Source organism: Vibrio sp. V15_P4S5T153, from assembly GCF_963874485.1.
Lineage (GTDB): Bacteria > Pseudomonadota > Gammaproteobacteria > Enterobacterales > Vibrionaceae > Vibrio > Vibrio anguillarum.
This window is the reverse complement of sequence record NZ_CAWNHR010000020.1, coordinates 262,590-278,397: the sequence shown is the minus strand read 5'-3', so window position 1 is coordinate 278,397 and position 15,808 is coordinate 262,590. Positions and strand designations below refer to the sequence as shown.

Annotated in this window: 13 protein-coding genes and 2 tRNA genes; 3 read left to right on the top strand and 12 right to left on the bottom strand. The window is 44.1% G+C overall.

Features of this window, described 5'->3' with window-relative positions; all coding sequences use genetic code 11:
* Positions 1–97: 97 nt before the first annotated feature.
* From infB to rlmE, 10 genes are all read right to left on the bottom strand, one after another.
* A complete protein-coding gene (gene infB, locus AACT42_RS22440; protein ID WP_047690112.1) occupies positions 98–2,812 on the bottom strand; it encodes a translation initiation factor IF-2 in 2,715 nt (904 codons plus the stop codon).
* Positions 2,813–2,836: 24 nt separating this feature from the next.
* On the bottom strand, positions 2,837–4,324 hold the full coding sequence (gene nusA, locus AACT42_RS22435) for a transcription termination factor NusA (RefSeq protein WP_013857618.1): 1,488 nt from the start codon (positions 4,322–4,324) through the stop codon (positions 2,837–2,839).
* A gap of 36 nt (positions 4,325–4,360) precedes the next feature.
* The gene (rimP, locus tag AACT42_RS22430; protein ID WP_013857619.1) at positions 4,361–4,816 is read right to left on the bottom strand and encodes a ribosome maturation factor RimP; all 456 of its coding nucleotides are present in this window, start codon (positions 4,814–4,816) and stop codon (positions 4,361–4,363) included.
* Between the two features lie 210 nt (positions 4,817–5,026).
* Positions 5,027–5,103: transfer RNA gene (locus AACT42_RS22425), tRNA-Met, on the bottom strand.
* A 54-nt stretch (positions 5,104–5,157) separates the two neighbouring features.
* Positions 5,158–5,241 (bottom strand) — tRNA-Leu (locus AACT42_RS22420).
* Between the two features lie 26 nt (positions 5,242–5,267).
* Positions 5,268–5,603 carry a preprotein translocase subunit SecG gene (gene secG, locus AACT42_RS22415; protein WP_010318534.1) on the bottom strand — a complete coding sequence of 112 codons (336 nt, stop codon included), beginning with the start codon at positions 5,601–5,603 and terminating at the stop codon, positions 5,268–5,270.
* Between the two features lie 263 nt (positions 5,604–5,866).
* The gene (glmM, locus tag AACT42_RS22410) at positions 5,867–7,207 is read right to left on the bottom strand and encodes a phosphoglucosamine mutase (RefSeq protein ID WP_017045391.1); all 1,341 of its coding nucleotides are present in this window, start codon (positions 7,205–7,207) and stop codon (positions 5,867–5,869) included.
* Between the two features lie 22 nt (positions 7,208–7,229).
* A complete protein-coding gene (folP, locus tag AACT42_RS22405; RefSeq protein ID WP_094132026.1) occupies positions 7,230–8,060 on the bottom strand; it encodes a dihydropteroate synthase in 831 nt (276 codons plus the stop codon).
* Between the two features lie 58 nt (positions 8,061–8,118).
* Positions 8,119–10,068 carry an ATP-dependent zinc metalloprotease FtsH gene (ftsH, locus tag AACT42_RS22400; protein ID WP_017049783.1) on the bottom strand — a complete coding sequence of 650 codons (1,950 nt, stop codon included), beginning with the start codon at positions 10,066–10,068 and terminating at the stop codon, positions 8,119–8,121.
* A gap of 98 nt (positions 10,069–10,166) precedes the next feature.
* Positions 10,167–10,796, bottom strand: a complete 630-nt coding sequence (gene rlmE / locus AACT42_RS22395; RefSeq protein WP_047690104.1) for a 23S rRNA (uridine(2552)-2'-O)-methyltransferase RlmE — start codon at positions 10,794–10,796, stop codon at positions 10,167–10,169.
* Between the two features lie 119 nt (positions 10,797–10,915).
* Between rlmE and yhbY the strand changes: the two genes are divergently transcribed.
* A complete protein-coding gene (yhbY, locus tag AACT42_RS22390; protein WP_010318529.1) occupies positions 10,916–11,212 on the top strand; it encodes a ribosome assembly RNA-binding protein YhbY in 297 nt (98 codons plus the stop codon).
* A gap of 88 nt (positions 11,213–11,300) precedes the next feature.
* Here the strand turns inward: yhbY and greA are convergent, their stop codons facing one another.
* Positions 11,301–11,774 (bottom strand): transcription elongation factor GreA, encoded by a 474-nt coding sequence (gene greA, locus AACT42_RS22385; RefSeq protein ID WP_013857625.1) that lies wholly within the window; start codon positions 11,772–11,774, stop codon positions 11,301–11,303.
* A 553-nt stretch (positions 11,775–12,327) separates the two neighbouring features.
* Here greA and ompU point away from each other — a divergent pair.
* Positions 12,328–13,293: a porin OmpU gene (gene ompU, locus AACT42_RS22380; RefSeq protein WP_094133696.1), complete on the top strand. Its 966-nt coding sequence runs from the start codon at positions 12,328–12,330 to the stop codon at positions 13,291–13,293.
* A 99-nt stretch (positions 13,294–13,392) separates the two neighbouring features.
* Positions 13,393–14,835 (top strand): serine-type D-Ala-D-Ala carboxypeptidase, encoded by a 1,443-nt coding sequence (dacB, locus tag AACT42_RS22375; RefSeq protein WP_094133697.1) that lies wholly within the window; start codon positions 13,393–13,395, stop codon positions 14,833–14,835.
* On the opposite strand, the gene AACT42_RS22370 is transcribed toward dacB, so the two are convergent.
* Positions 14,814–15,659: a magnesium transporter gene (locus tag AACT42_RS22370; RefSeq protein ID WP_026027515.1), complete on the bottom strand. Its 846-nt coding sequence runs from the start codon at positions 15,657–15,659 to the stop codon at positions 14,814–14,816. The two genes, dacB and AACT42_RS22370, sit on opposite strands and share 22 nt — an antisense overlap.
* Positions 15,660–15,808 lie beyond the last annotated feature (149 nt).

Genomic DNA, 15,808 nt, shown 5'->3' with positions numbered 1-15,808 from the left:
TCACATATAGAAAGAATGGGGGGATGGTTCAACCCAGCCCCCCATGGTGTATTCAACAACCGATTACTGTCTATTTCAATACAGCAACGTCAGTCAATTAATCCAGTGTACGTTTAATTTCCACTGTTTCGAAGACTTCGATTTGGTCACCAACGCGAACATCATTGTAGTTCTTAACGCCGATACCACATTCGTAGCCATTCTTCACTTCTTGCACGTCATCTTTAAAGCGACGTAGCGACTCAAGCTCACCTTCGTAGATAACCACGTTATCACGTAGAACACGGATAGGGCTATTACGTTTGATAACGCCTTCAGTCACCATACAACCAGCAACTGCGCCTAGTTTAGGTGATTTAAATACTTCACGAACCTGAGCAAGACCAATGATCTCTTGCTTAAACTCTGGTGCTAGCATGCCGCTCATGGCCGCTTTTACTTCGTCAATCAATTGATAAATGATTGAGTAGTAACGTAGGTCTAAGTTTTCAGATTCGATAGTACGACGAGCTGATGCATCAGCACGAACGTTAAAGCCAAGTACGATAGCGTTAGAAGCTGCTGCAAGTACTGCGTCAGTTTCTGTGATACCACCCACACCAGAACCCACGATGTTCACTTTCACTTCATCAGTTGAAAGGTTACGCAGTGAATCAGCAATGGCTTCAACCGAACCTTGAACGTCTGCTTTTAGTACCACGTTCAGTTCAGCCACTTCGCCCGCTGTCATGTTAGAGAACATGTTTTCGAGCTTAGATTTCTGCTGACGTGCAAGCTTCACATCACGGAATTTACCTTGACGATAATTTGCCACTTCACGTGCTTTACGCTCATCACGAACTACTGTTGCTTCATCACCGGCAGCTGGAACACCAGACAAACCTAGAATTTCAACAGGAATTGATGGGCCCGCTTCCGTAACTTCGTTACCAGTTTCGTCGCGCATCGCACGAACACGGCCATATTCTTGACCACACAGTACGATGTCGCCTTTGCGTAGTGTTCCTGATTGAACCAGAACGGTTGCCACAGGACCACGGCCTTTATCAAGACGAGACTCAACTACCACACCAGACGCCATACCATCTTTAACAGCATGAAGCTCAAGAACTTCAGCTTGAAGTAGGATAGCTTCTAGTAGGCCTTCAATATTGGTTCCCTGTTTCGCAGAGATGTGAACAAACATGTTCTCACCGCCCCACTCTTCAGGAATGATGTTGTGTTGAGCAAGCTCATTTTTCACGCCATCTGGGTTCGCGCCATCTTTATCGATTTTGTTTACTGCAACGATAAGTGGCACATTCGCCGCTTTCGCATGTTGAATCGCTTCAACCGTTTGTGGCATTACGCCATCATCTGCTGCAACAACCAATACAACGATATCTGTCGCTTGAGCACCACGAGCACGCATTGAAGTAAACGCAGCGTGTCCAGGAGTATCAAGGAAGGTGATCATACCGTTTGGTGTTTCAACGTGGTAAGCACCAATGTGCTGAGTAATACCACCGGCCTCGCCTGATGCAACGTGTGTGCGACGGATGTAATCAAGTGTTGATGTCTTACCGTGGTCAACGTGGCCCATGATAGTCACAACTGGCGCACGAGGCACTGCTTCAAACTTGTTATCACGGTCAGAAAGGATCGCTTCTTCCAGTTCATTCTCTTTGCGGATGAGAACTTTATGACCCATTTCTTCAGCGACTAATTGCGCGGTTTCTTGGTCGATCACTTGGTTGATGGTTGCCATTGCGCCCATCTTCATCATCACTTTGATAACTTCAGTTGCTTTCACTGACATTTTATTTGCCAGTTCAGAAAGAACAATCGTTTCACCGATCACAACATCTTGCTTAGCGACAACCGCTGTTTTATCAAAACCATGTTGCATCGATGCAGGTTTAGCCATACGACCTTTACGAGCTTTGCCTCGGCGCGTACCGCGCTCTTGCTTATCATCCTGAGATGAGATTTTGCTCTTATTAGCTTTCGTAGATTTACGGCTAGCACCTTCTTCACGGCGATCTGCTTCATCTTCGGCTTCACGTGCATACGTTGAAGTCGTAACATGGTAATCTGTATTTTCTTCCATACTACCCTTTTTCTCTTCTTCAGCAGACCAACGCTCTTTATTCTTCTCAGCCAATTCACGTGCTATTTCTAGCTGGCGCTGACTTTCCTCTTCAGCTTTACGTAATGCTTCGGCTTCTTGACGACGTTTAAGCTCTTCGGCTTCTTTTCGCGCTGCTTCTTGCTTCATTTTATTTTCAGCAGAAAGTTCTGGTTTCACTGCAGAACGTTTTGCTTTCTCATCCGCGTTAGCTGTTGCATTCGTTTGTGCTTCAACCTTCGCTTTCTCTTGTGCCTCACGCTTCGCTTTTTCTTCGGCTTCACGCTTTGCTTTTTCTTCGGCTTCGCGCTCTGCTTTTGCTTGTGCTTCACGCGCTGCTAATTCTTGTGCTTCACGTTGCGCGGCTTCTTCCGCTTCACGTGTTGCTTCATCGTCTACTGCACTGCGCTTAACGTAGGTACGTTTTTTACGCACTTCAACTTGAACATTCTTACTTTTGCCGCCGCCGGCATTGACGCTCAATGTGCTGCGTGTTTTTCGCTGCAACGTCAAACGAGTCGGCTCTGAGTCACCAGTGGTATCACCGTGCTCTTTTCTAAGATGTGACAGTAGCTTATGCTTTTCATCATCAGAAACGTTATCAGAACTCGTTTTGTTCATGCCTGCATCAGCAAGTTGTTCTAACAAGCGGTCAACTGGCGTACCAATTTCTTCACTCAGTGCTTTAACTGTAAGTTGTGTCATGCCGCTCTCTCCTCTTGCTGAGAATTATTCTTCTTCGCTAAACCAACAAATATTGCGCGCTGCCATGATCAGTTGACCTGCGCGTTCTTCTGTTAGACCTTCAATATTTTCGAGGTCATCAATACCTTGGTCAGCAAGATCTTCTAATGTGACTATGCCTTTCGCTGCGAGTTTAAAGGCCATTTCACGCTCTAAACCTTCTAGTGCGAGCAGATCTTCTGCTGGCTCTAGCCCTTCAAAAGACTCTTCTTGTGCTAGCGCAATCGTGGTCAACGCATTCTTCGCGCGAGTACGCAATGCTTCGATGATATCTTCATCTAGGCCGTCAACTTCAAGTAGCTCTGCAACTGGTACATAAGCCACTTCTTCAAGCGTTGAGAAGCCTTCTTCAACCAATAACTCAGCGAAGTCTTGCTCAATATCAAGATACTTCATGAAGTTTTCAATAGAAGCCATCGACTCTTCTTGATGTTTTTTCTGTAGATCAGCAACCGTCATAACATTCAATTCCCAACCGGTCAGTTGAGAAGCGAGACGTACGTTTTGACCATTACGACCGATTGCTTGCGCTAGGTTATCCGCTTCAACAGCAATATCAATTGAGTGCGTATCTTCATCCATGATGATCGATGCAACATCTGCTGGTGCCATTGCATTGATAACAAATTGGGCTGGGTTATCATCCCAAAGAACGATATCAATGCGCTCACCGCCAAGTTCACTCGATACGGCTTGAACACGTGCTCCACGCATACCGACACACGCGCCCACAGGGTCAATGCGTTTGTCATTGGTTTTGACTGCAATTTTCGCACGCGAACCCGGATCACGAGCCGCGGCTTTCAATTCAATCAGCTCTTCACCGATTTCTGGCACTTCTACACGGAATAGCTCAGCGAGCATTTCTGGTTTTGAACGAGTAATGAAGAGTTGGAATCCGCGCGCTTCAGGACGTACCGCATATAGCAGACCACGAACTCGGTCACCTGGGCGAAAGTTTTCACGCGGTAGCTGGTCATCACGTAAAATAACCGCTTCAGCGTTATTACCTAAATCCAGAATAACCGAATCACGGTTTACTTTCTTAACAACGCCAGTAACCAACTCACCTTCGTTATCAATAAACTGTTCGACGATTTGCGCACGTTCAGCTTCACGCACTTTTTGTACGATAACTTGTTTTGCTGTTTGTGTTGTAATACGGTCAAAGGTCACTGATTCAATTTGATCTTCAATATATTGACCAAGTTCAGCTGTTTCGTCGTCGTATTTAGCTGCATCGTATGAAATTTCTTTTGTTGGATGTTCAACATTTTCAACGATTAACCAACGGCGAAAAGTTTCAAACTCACCCGTTTTACGGTCGATAGCAACACGTACATCGACTTCAATTTCATGTTTCTTCTTTGTTGATGTGGCAAGCGCAGTTTCAAGCGCCTCAAAAATACGCTCACGAGGTACGGCCTTCTCGTTCGAAACCGCCTCAACTACCGCTAAAATTTCTTTACTCATTTAATCTAGCCTCTTAAGCTCTTTTCTCTAGGAGAACTAAAATTTAGGGATCAGGTTAGCTTTAGAAATATTGCTTAGCGCAAATAGTTCTTCTTTCCCATCAACGCTAATTGCAACGGTTTCGCCATCAATAGAATGGATAATTCCTTTCCATTTGCGACGGTTGCCGACACCCATTTTCAAAACGATGCTGACTTCGTGACCAATAAACTGTTCATAATGCGCTGCTTTAAAAAGTGGTCTCTCTAAACCTGGTGAAGAAACTTCTAGGTTGTAAGCCACAGAAATTGGATCTTCAACATCGAGCACAGCACTCACTTGATGGCTCACTTCTGCGCAATCATCAACGTTAATACCGTTTTCATGATCAATATAGATGCGTAATGTTGAGTGCTCTCCGGCACGAATAAATTCTAATCCAACTAACTCATAACCTGATGCCGCTACTGGAGCGTCAAGCATTTCAGTAAGTTGTCTTTCTAAACCAGTCATTTAAACCACTCCAGAAACAAAAAAAGGGCACAGAGCCCAATTTAAATTCCAAGCAACTATCTGAAAATCTCATACTTGAGAAACTCAGATAACAAAAAACCCCGATTAGTCGGGGTTTTTTGTTGCTGGACCCTGATGATTGAGAATCTAAATTCTCAATTGCAGTGAGGTTGACACTGCACAAACTTGCATCCAAAACCCAAAAAGAATTGGTTGCGGGGGCCGGATTTGAACCGACGACCTTCGGGTTATGAGCCCGACGAGCTACCAAGCTGCTCCACCCCGCGTCCGACTTGCGAGCATTATACGCTCTATCAAGTGATTTACAAGTTTGTAAATAATGGTGCCGAGAGAGGGACTCGAACCCTCACACCTAAGGCGCTAGCACCTCATGCTAGTGTGTCTACCAATTTCACCATCTCGGCAATTATTTGTACTTATCTAAGATAAGTTATTGCGGGATTTCGTCACCAGATTTTACTGGAACGTCACTCGCTGTATCCGTAGTTTGCTCAATCACTTGACCTTTAGTTGGGTCAATCCATTGTGATTCAGTTTTATGCGTAGACAAATTGCCCAATGCCAAACTAAGAATGAAGAATACGGTTGCAAAAATTGCAGTCATTCGGGTTAGGAAATTTCCTGAGCCACTAGCACCAAACACAGTGTTTGACGCGCCAGCACCGAAAGAGGCCCCCATATCTGCGCCTTTACCTTGTTGAATTAACACTAGGCCAATGATACCAAGCGCTGCCAACAGGTAAATCACAAGTAGAACTGTAAACATTACTTCCACCTATGTTCCAAATAGTTGAGCCAGCGCCGTTCTTATCAACTGACTTGAACAAGGCTAGCGACCTCCTCAACGAAGGCGGACGCAATACTAACGAATGCATCCCATGCTGACAAGGAGTATTTTATAAAAAAATGGAGTTTATGCTTCAAGCGGTTAAAAAAAGGGCAACAACACCCTATGTGTATAGCTAACCATAAGATTTCAAGCCAAATTACGGTCATGAAATCCTAGGTTAACTCATATTATTTGTCTGGTTAGCAATTATCTTTAACCGCTTGCGCTATCTTTAATGCTGAATTTTTTACTAGCTCAGCATCTTCCCCTTCCACCATCACGCGCAATAAAGGTTCAGTACCTGATTTACGCAAGAGCACTCGACCTTGGCTACCAAGTTCCGCTTCTACGGCAGCTACTGCCGCTTTTACCGCTTCGGCTTCTAATGGGTTGGAATCACCACTAAAACGTACGTTTTCTAAAACCTGCGGGTAAAGCGTCATGCCTTTAGCCAGTTCATTGAGCGACATTTCACTGCCCACAACGGAAGCAAGAACTTGCAACGCCGCAACAATCGCATCACCCGTAGTCACTTTGTCTAGCAGTATGATGTGCCCTGAATTTTCTGCGCCAATTTTCCAACCTTTTGCCAGCAATTTTTCCATCACATAACGGTCACCAACCGCCGCTCGCACAAAAGGGATACCTAACTGCTTTAAGCCGTTTTCCATACCAAGGTTTGTCATTAGCGTTCCAACAACACCACCTTTTAATTCTCCACGTCTCAGGGCATCACGGGCGATGATATAGGCAATTTGATCTCCATCCACTTTATTGCCAAGCTCATCAACCATAATTAAGCGATCGCCATCACCATCAAATGCCAGTCCTAAATCTGCTTTTTCTGCCACAACGCGCTGTTGCAACGCACGGACATCCGTTGCTCCAACTTCGTCATTAATATTCAGACCATCTGGCTCAACCCCCATTGCTATCACTTCAGCGCCAAGTTCCTTAAAGACATTAGGCGCGATGTGATAGGTGGCACCATGAGCACAGTCAACGACGATTTTCAGCTTTGATAAATTCCATTGCGATGGAAAGGTACTTTTACAAAACTCGATATACCGCCCTGCAGCGTCGACCATACGTGAAGCCTTACCAAGTTCGGCAGACTCGACACACTCAATCGGTTTATCCAATTCAGCTTCGATCTCCAATTCAATTTCATCAGGTAATTTAGTCCCTTCGGATGAGAAGAATTTGATGCCGTTATCGTAATAAGGGTTATGCGACGCTGAGATAACGATCCCCGCTTCGGCACGAAAGGTTTGAGTCAGGTAAGCAACAGCTGGCGTCGGCATAGGTCCGGTAAAAATCGCCTTTAATCCTGCAGCGGCTAAGCCCGCTTCTAGAGCCGACTCAAGCATATAACCTGAAATACGCGTATCTTTACCAATAATGACTTTTTTCGTGCCTTGTTTTGCCAATACACGTCCAGCCGCCCAGCCAAGTTTTAATACGAAATCGGGAGTGATAGGATACTGTCCAACTTTACCGCGGACACCATCTGTACCAAAGTAACGTCTTTTGTCAGACATGATTTTTCCTTAATTATTATTGTTAACTATTTTGAATAATGGTTTGTACTATTTTCATTGCTTCAATGGTTTCGTTCACATCATGGACACGAATAATCTGTGCACCTTTCATTGCCGCTACAGCCGCGCAGGTAACGCTCGCCACCATACATTCAGCTGGTTTTTTATTGAGTAGTTTAAAAATCATTGACTTACGAGACATCCCAGCCAATATCGGCAAACCTAGCTGATGAAATGCGTCTAGATGTGCAAGCAGATAATAATTATGCTCAATGGTTTTGCCAAATCCAAAACCGGGGTCGAGGATAATATTTGCACGCGCGATCCCCGCGCGCTCGCACGCTGCGACTCGATCTTCTAGAAAGAGCTTAACATCCGCTAACACATCTTGATAATGTGGGCTGGTTTGCATCGTTCGTGGCTGGCCTTGCATATGCATGATACAGACAGGCACTTGTGCTTTAGCCGCAACCTCTAATGCCCCCGGCTCTTGCAGTGCACGAACATCATTAATCAAGTCAGCACCAGCCTCAACCGCCTGACGCATCACTTCAGCTTTACTGGTGTCAATTGAAATCCAGACGTCATATTTTGCACGAATAGCTTTAATAATAGGAATAACACGAGATAATTCGTCATCGAGAGTCACTTCTGGAGCACCCGGCCGAGTTGACTCCCCTCCAATATCAATAATGCTGACACCTGCGGCAATCATTTTATCGGCATGCTCTAGTGCCAAATCTAGCGCGTTAAATTTTCCACCATCGGAAAATGAATCCGGAGTCATGTTCAAGATACCCATGACATGAGGACAATCGAGGATAAGTGTCTTTGTTGGGGTTTGAATCTTCATTTTGCTCTAAAACACAAAAACCCCGAGAAAGCTCGGGGTTTAATTTGAATATTAACGATTACTCAGCATCTTTCTTTTCTGAGGACTCAGTGGCTACTTCGTCTTCTGCTGCTGGCTCTACTTTTGGCTCTTGAGCTTTTTCCGCTTCCGCTTTCTCTGCTTGAGCTTTGGCTTGATCAGCCCAACCTGCAGGTTCGCGAATCTCGGTTTTACGCTCCATTAAGTCATCAATTTGGCCTGCATCAATCGTTTCGTATTTCATCAACGCATCTTTCATTGCATGCATAATATCCATGTTCTCTTCAAGGATTTTACGCGCACGATCATAGTTGCGGTCAATAATTTTACGAACTTCGTCATCAATCAACTTAGCAGTATCTTCAGACACATGCTTAGTTTGAGTCACGCTGCGCCCTAAGAAGACTTCACCTTCATCTTCTGCATACAACAATGGGCCAAGTTTTTCCGAAAAGCCCCATTGCGTAACCATTTTACGAGCAATGGCTGTCGCGCGTTCGATATCGTTTGATGCACCAGTTGAAACGTTTTCTGGGCCGTAAATTAACTCTTCCGCTAAACGACCGCCATACAAGCTTGAAATCATAGACTCAAGATGCAGCTTCGACATGCTAACTCTGTCTTGTTCAGGCAAGTACATCGTTACACCTAAAGCTCGACCACGTGGAATAATCGATACTTTATAAACAGGGTCATGTTCAGGTACCAAACGACCAACAATGGCGTGTCCTGCTTCATGATAAGCTGTCGATGCTTTAGTTTCTTCAGACATCACCATCGAACGACGTTCAGCACCCATCATGATTTTGTCTTTTGCTAACTCAAACTCAACCATTGAAACATTGCGTTTGTTACCGCGAGCAGAGAATAACGCCGCCTCGTTCACTAAGTTCGCCAAATCGGCACCAGAGAAACCCGGTGTTCCGCGAGCAATCAATGAAGGTTCAACATCACCAGCTAAAGGTACTTTGCGCATATGAACTTTCAAGATCTGTTCACGACCGCGAACATCAGGTAAACCGACCACCACTTGACGGTCAAAACGCCCCGGACGCAGCAATGCTGGGTCTAAAACATCTGGACGGTTAGTTGCCGCAATGACGATAACGCCTTCATTGCCTTCAAAACCATCCATTTCAACCAACATTTGGTTTAAAGTCTGCTCACGCTCATCGTGACCGCCGCCGACACCAGCACCACGTTGACGACCTACCGCATCAATCTCATCAATAAAGATGATACAAGGTGAAGCCTTTTTCGCTTGCTCGAACATGTCACGTACACGAGATGCACCAACACCAACAAACATTTCAACGAAATCAGAACCAGATATAGTGAAGAACGGTACTTTCGCCTCACCAGCAATTGCTTTTGCCAGTAATGTTTTACCTGTACCAGGAGGACCAACCATCAAAACACCGGTTGGAATTTTCCCACCCAGTTTTTGGAAGCGACTCGGATCACGCAAGTAATCCACAAGCTCTTTCACATCTTCTTTCGCTTCGTCACAACCAGCCACATCACCGAACGTGGTTTTGATTTGCTCTTCACTCATCATACGAGCTTTGCTCTTACCAAATGACATGGCACCTTTGCCACCGCCACCTTGCATTTGACGCATGAAGAATATCCAAACACCGATCAGTAGGATCATTGGGAACCAAGAGATAAAAATGGTCCCGAGCAAACTTTGCTCTTCTGGTGGTGTACCTTGTACTTTAACGTTTTGATTAATCAAATCATCAAGCAGTTTTTGATCGTACACGGGCATGTAAGTTACATAGCGAGTACCACCGCCTCTACGAGTAAAGGAAATTTCACTATTGTTAAATTGAGCTTCTTGAATCTGGCCTTGGCCAACTTCCTGTACGAACGTGGTGTAATCCACTGCTTTGCCGTTACTATCACCAGGGCCAAAGCTCTGGAATACCGACATTAAAACGACAGCTATAACTAGCCACAGAATTAAATTTTTTGCCATATCACTCAAGGTGTAAGCCTCGCGATAACTAATTGTAATTAAAGGTAGGGTACTACAGTTTGTAACCTGTAGCCATATGTTAACTTATGCCTTGTACAGCAAAAACGTTAACCTTTGTAACCAGTGGCTACAACAAAGACTTCTCTTGAGCGAGCTCGCGAAGAGTCTGGTTTTCTTATTTTCACGACTTTAAACAGGTTTCGAACTTCTTTGACATAATCATCAAAGCCTTCTCCCTGAAAAACCTTGACCACAAAACTACCATTTGGAGTAAGAACTTGTCGACACATATCTAGAGCTAGTTCAACCAAATACATTGCCCTTGGCTGATCAACAGAATTATTTCCGGCGATGTTAGGTGCCATGTCTGACATCACCACATCAACCATATCAGGCTGTATACGATCTAATAGTGCGTCCAGCACGGCCTCTTCACGAAAATCGCCTTGTAAGAAAGCAACGCCAACAATAGGATCCATCGGCAAAATATCACACGCGATCACTCGGCCTTTATCACCGACGATACCCGCTGAATATTGAGACCACCCGCCGGGAGCCGCCCCTAAATCCACAACAGTCATTCCTGGCCTAAGCAGTTTATCTTTATTTTGAATCTCTTCTATTTTGAAAATAGCACGCGAACGATAACCTCTCTTTTTGGCTTCATTCACGTATTTATCATCAAAATGTTCTTTCAACCAGCGACTAGAGCTGGCCGAATGCTTCTGTTTACTCATTCGATTCCTAACTGAAATGTTTCCATCCAAGAAAGTATGGTAGAAAATATAGTCTTCAGGGATAGATGGCGTTAAAATAGCTTTTTTCAACCCTTATATTAAATAAAATTGGCCGCATAATGAACCTAAGCACCAAACAAAAGCAGCACCTTAAAGGCCTAGCACACAGTTTGAAACCTGTTGTACTGATGGGCGCGAATGGACTCACTGAGGCTGTTCTAGCGGAAATCGAGATTGCCCTCAACCACCACGAACTGATCAAAGTGAAAGTAGCATCCGAAGATCGCGAAACTAAGCAGTTGATTATCGATGCTATCGTGCGTGAGACTGGCGCAGAAAAAGTACAAACCATTGGTAAGATTCTCGTACTATTTCGTCAAACCGAGCAACGTAAAATCGAGATCCCTCGTAAGTAATCAGTCGCGTTATCGACGCTCTGACTCTGATGGATACAGACAAAAAAAGGTCGCACACTGCGACCTTTTTGATTGTTGTTGAAATGAATTAGAGGTATTCAACTTTATCGATTTCGAAATCTTTATCACCACCAGGAGTGGCGATAATCACCTCATCACCTTCCATTTTACCGATCAAACCGCGGGCAATCGGTGAGCTGACAGAAATGCGCCCAGATTTAATCTCAGCTTCATCTTCACCCACAATCTGGTAGCGTTTCACTTCATCAGTATCACTGTCAATCAATGTCACTGTTGAACCAAAAATCACTTTGCCTGTATTTTCCATTTTAGTGATATCGATCACCTGAGCAACAGATAGCTTATATTCAATATCACGAATTTGAGCCTCACAAATACCTTGCTCTTCTCGAGCAGCGTGATATTCCGCATTTTCTTTTAGGTCGCCAAGTTCACGTGCGGTTGCAATAGCTTGGGTAATTTGTGGACGTAATTTTAGCAGCCTATCTAACTCTTCGCGCAGCAATTGTTCACCACGAACTGTCATTGGAACTTTTTCCATTTTATACCTCTAATGCCAAAATTCGTATTTGGGCAAAACAAAACTACCCAACACAACAAAGGTTAGGTAGTACATGGATTAACATAGTTGCTAATCAGTGTAATCAAACTTCGTGACTAAATCATCTTAAATCACACGTGACCCCTGTCAGATTTCTGTGAATGAGTTTGGGGGAAAGTGATAAAAAACAGACACAAAGCTCATTTTCACGAATATTTTCGCACAAAAAACCGACCCACCTCACTAAAAAAAAATAAAAAACAAACTATTCAGACCAGTTGATAAAAACCAACAAACCAAATAAAAAACAAAGACTTGATATTTATTTACACTAAATAAAACGGTGTTCATAAACCTGTTTTATATCATTTTACTAACTAATTTCGGAACTTAAGAGTAAAAAGTAGAACACGAAATGCTAGTAACGTTTGGTTGTACGTTAGTGAAGGTTCACAAAACCCAACCTATGCAACTCAATGTTCAAAAGCACTCGAAGGACGATATAGACGTCGCAAATAAAAATATTTATGGACAGTAAATTAGGACTAATAAGATGAACAAAACTCTGATTGCTTTAGCAGTATCAGCTGCTGCAGTAGTAACTGGTGTAAATGCTGGTGAGCTATACAACCAAGACGGTACATCTCTAGAAATGGGCGGCCGCGCAGAAGCACGTCTTTCTCTTAAAGATGGCAAAGCGGACGATGCATCACGCGTACGTCTAAACTTCCTAGGTAAAGTAGCAATCAACGACAGCCTATACGGTGTTGGTTTCTACGAAGGTGAATTCACTACTAACGACCAAGGTACAAACAAAACTAACAACAACCTAGACAACCGTTACACTTATGCAGGTATCGGCGGTAACTTCGGTGAAGTGACTTACGGTAAAAACGACGGCGCGCTAGGTGTTATCACTGACTTTACGGATATCATGGCTTACCACGGTAACTCTGCAGCAGACAAAATTGCTGTAGCGGACCGCGTAGACAACATGGTGGCTTATAAAGGCCAATTCGAAAACCTAGGCGTTAAAGCAAGCTATCGTTTTGCTGATGCTTCAGTTGATACTACCAACGATAAATATGTGGATAACGGTCAAGACGGCTACTCTCTATCGGCTATCTATGCAATCGGCGACACTGGCGTTAAGCTAGGTGCAGGTTATGCTGATCAAGATACTCAAAACGAGTACATGCTTGCTGCATCTTACGCTATCTCTGATTTCTACTTCGCAGGTGTATTCACTGACGGCGAAAAAGACACTAACGTTGATTACACTGGTTATGAACTAGCTGCAGCCTACACAATGGGTCAAGCAGTATTCACAACAACTTACAACAACGCTGAAACAAGTGATGTAACTTCAAAAGATAACTTTGCAGTTGATGCAACTTACTTCTTCAAACCTAACTTCCGTTCGTACATCTCTTACAACTTCAACCTACTTGATTCAGACAAAGTAGGTAAAGCTGCATCTGAAGACGAACTAGCACTAGGTCTACGTTACGACTTCTAATTCTTGGCTTAATGTCATAGATTTAAAACGCCTGCTTGCTAGCAGGCGTTTTTTTATCTCGCTATACTGTATGCACACTCCGCCCTGAAATGCCGTGTTATGCTCTTATTAAACCGCAGTGCTTTTTTATTCATCCTCTCGTTCTTCTTTCCTTTATCGACTTTGGCGTATACGCCTTTGCAAACACTGCCACAAGGTACTCGGGTGGGTTTATTCGTTCACTCTTTAGCCACTGAACAGGTTTTTCAAGATACTAATAACATACAAGCGCTTTTCCCTCCTGCCAGCACTTTAAAAATGCTCACCGCGCTTGCCGCCACGCTAGAGCTTGGCGAACAATTTCGCTTCACGACTCAGCTAACTCAACATGGCGATGACATTGTTATTCACTTCTCTGGCGACCCTACGTTAACCAGCCAAGATATGAAGCAGCTACTCAGCGAGCTAAAAAAACAGGGCATCTCACAAATAAAAGGCAACCTTTGGTTAGATAATTCAGCCTTTTCAGGTTACGACCGCGCGGTTGGATCACCTTGGGATATTCTGGGGGTATGCTATAGCGCCCCATCAAGTGCAATCACTCTGGATGGTAATTGCGTGCAAGCCTCTATTCATACGCAGCCGAACGGGAAAACTCGGGTTTATGTGCCTGAGCACTATCCCATTCACGTGACCAGCTACGCAAGAAGTGTTACTAAGACTGAACAAGAGAGTGCTCGCTGTGATTTAGAACTGCGCACTTCAGAGCAGAACCATTACCAGCTCGACGGCTGTTTGGCCGAGCGAACACAACCTCTGCCACTAAAGTTTGCCGTGCAAGACCCAAACTTATACGCCACGCGTATGATTTATAAGCAACTCAAACAAGTGGGTATTGAATTGCTAGGCGAGGTTAAGCTGGGTGTAAAACAAGATGAACTGAGCATAGAAAAGGGTTCATTGATAGCAACACATCAATCTATGCCACTGTACCCGTTGTTAGAAATGATGCTTAAAGAGTCTGACAATTTGATTGCTGACAGTTTAACCAAAACACTTGGCCAGCATTTTTTTATTCAACCCGGCAGTTTTAGTAATGGCACCGAGGCGATCAAGCAGATCCTTTTTTCTCGAACAGGCATCAACTTGGCACAAGCTCAGTTGGCTGATGGTTCGGGTTTATCACGTAACAACCGCCTTTCAGTACAAAATATGGTGGATGTGCTGAATTACATTTGGATTAATAATCAAACCCTTAAGCTTATTGATATCATGCCTAAAGCAGGTGAATCCGGTACCTTACAGTACCGACGTAGTATGCGTGGCCAAGCTATACAAGGGCAGCTGATAGCCAAAAGTGGTTCGCTTTATGGAACGCATAACATGGCGGGCTTCGGTTTAGATAAACAAGGAAAACCGAGTACATTATTTGTTCAATTCATCACTGATTATTATCCGCAAGATCAAGGCGATAACACTAGTGTTACCGCCCCAATTGCTCAATTTGAGACGCTCTTCTTTGAAGATGTCGTTAAGTTCAGTCAGCTCAGTCCTAATGAATAGTTCACCACGTTAAAGTAGATCCACATACCCGAAATATCGACGATAGAAGCCAGTACAGGGCTAACTAATACCGCAGGATCTAAGTTAAAAACGCGCGCAGCAATGGGTAATAAGCCGCCAATTGTCGTTGAAATGGTGACTTGGATAAAGAGCGCAACCGCAATTGCAAACGCAATGTTTTCTAGTGGAAAGCCTCCGGTTGAGTTGGCATCACTAAACAACATAATGCGAGCCACCATCACCGCAGAGATAGCCAACGCAAGACAAACCGCAACACGGCACTCCTTCCATAATACACGCAACCATTGACGTTTGCGTAATTCACCAACCGCCAACGCGCGCACGACTAACGTCGCAGCTTGCGAGCCAGTATTCCCACCTGCAGCGGCAATAACAGGCATATACACAGCCAAGAGCACAAGCTGGCTCAATGTATCTTCGTACTGGGTAATAATCAGCCCGGATACGATACCAAGTAGTGCCAATACAATAATCCAGCCAATACGCTGCTTCACATGTTCAATCACGCTAGTGGTTAAATAGCTTTGTGCCGTTTCAACTTCTGAGTAAATAAACCCCAATTGGTTAGCGTAATGGCGAGCGCGAATGTCATAGCCCCCTTTATCTAATTCACTGAGTAGCTGCTGAACATAACCAATAGTACAGTGACGTAAAATCGCCACTGCCTCTTCGATAGGCATCACTGCCAATAAATGTACCTGTTTTTGCTGTTCGTACTGCAAAAATGCATTACGAGCCGCACCAATCTCTTCCAAAGAAAAGTTAGGTGAATTTTCAATATAAATGTTGCTCATTACCGTCATGGCGAATCTCCCGATTGGCAAAGGTAACGACCATCGAAATGATACCCAAATGTAATATATTGATGAGCAATGACGTCATTGTTCATCAATGTAATTCACAGATAAGTTTTCATCTCAAACTAGAGAGCAGGAGAAAAATCGAGAGGAGT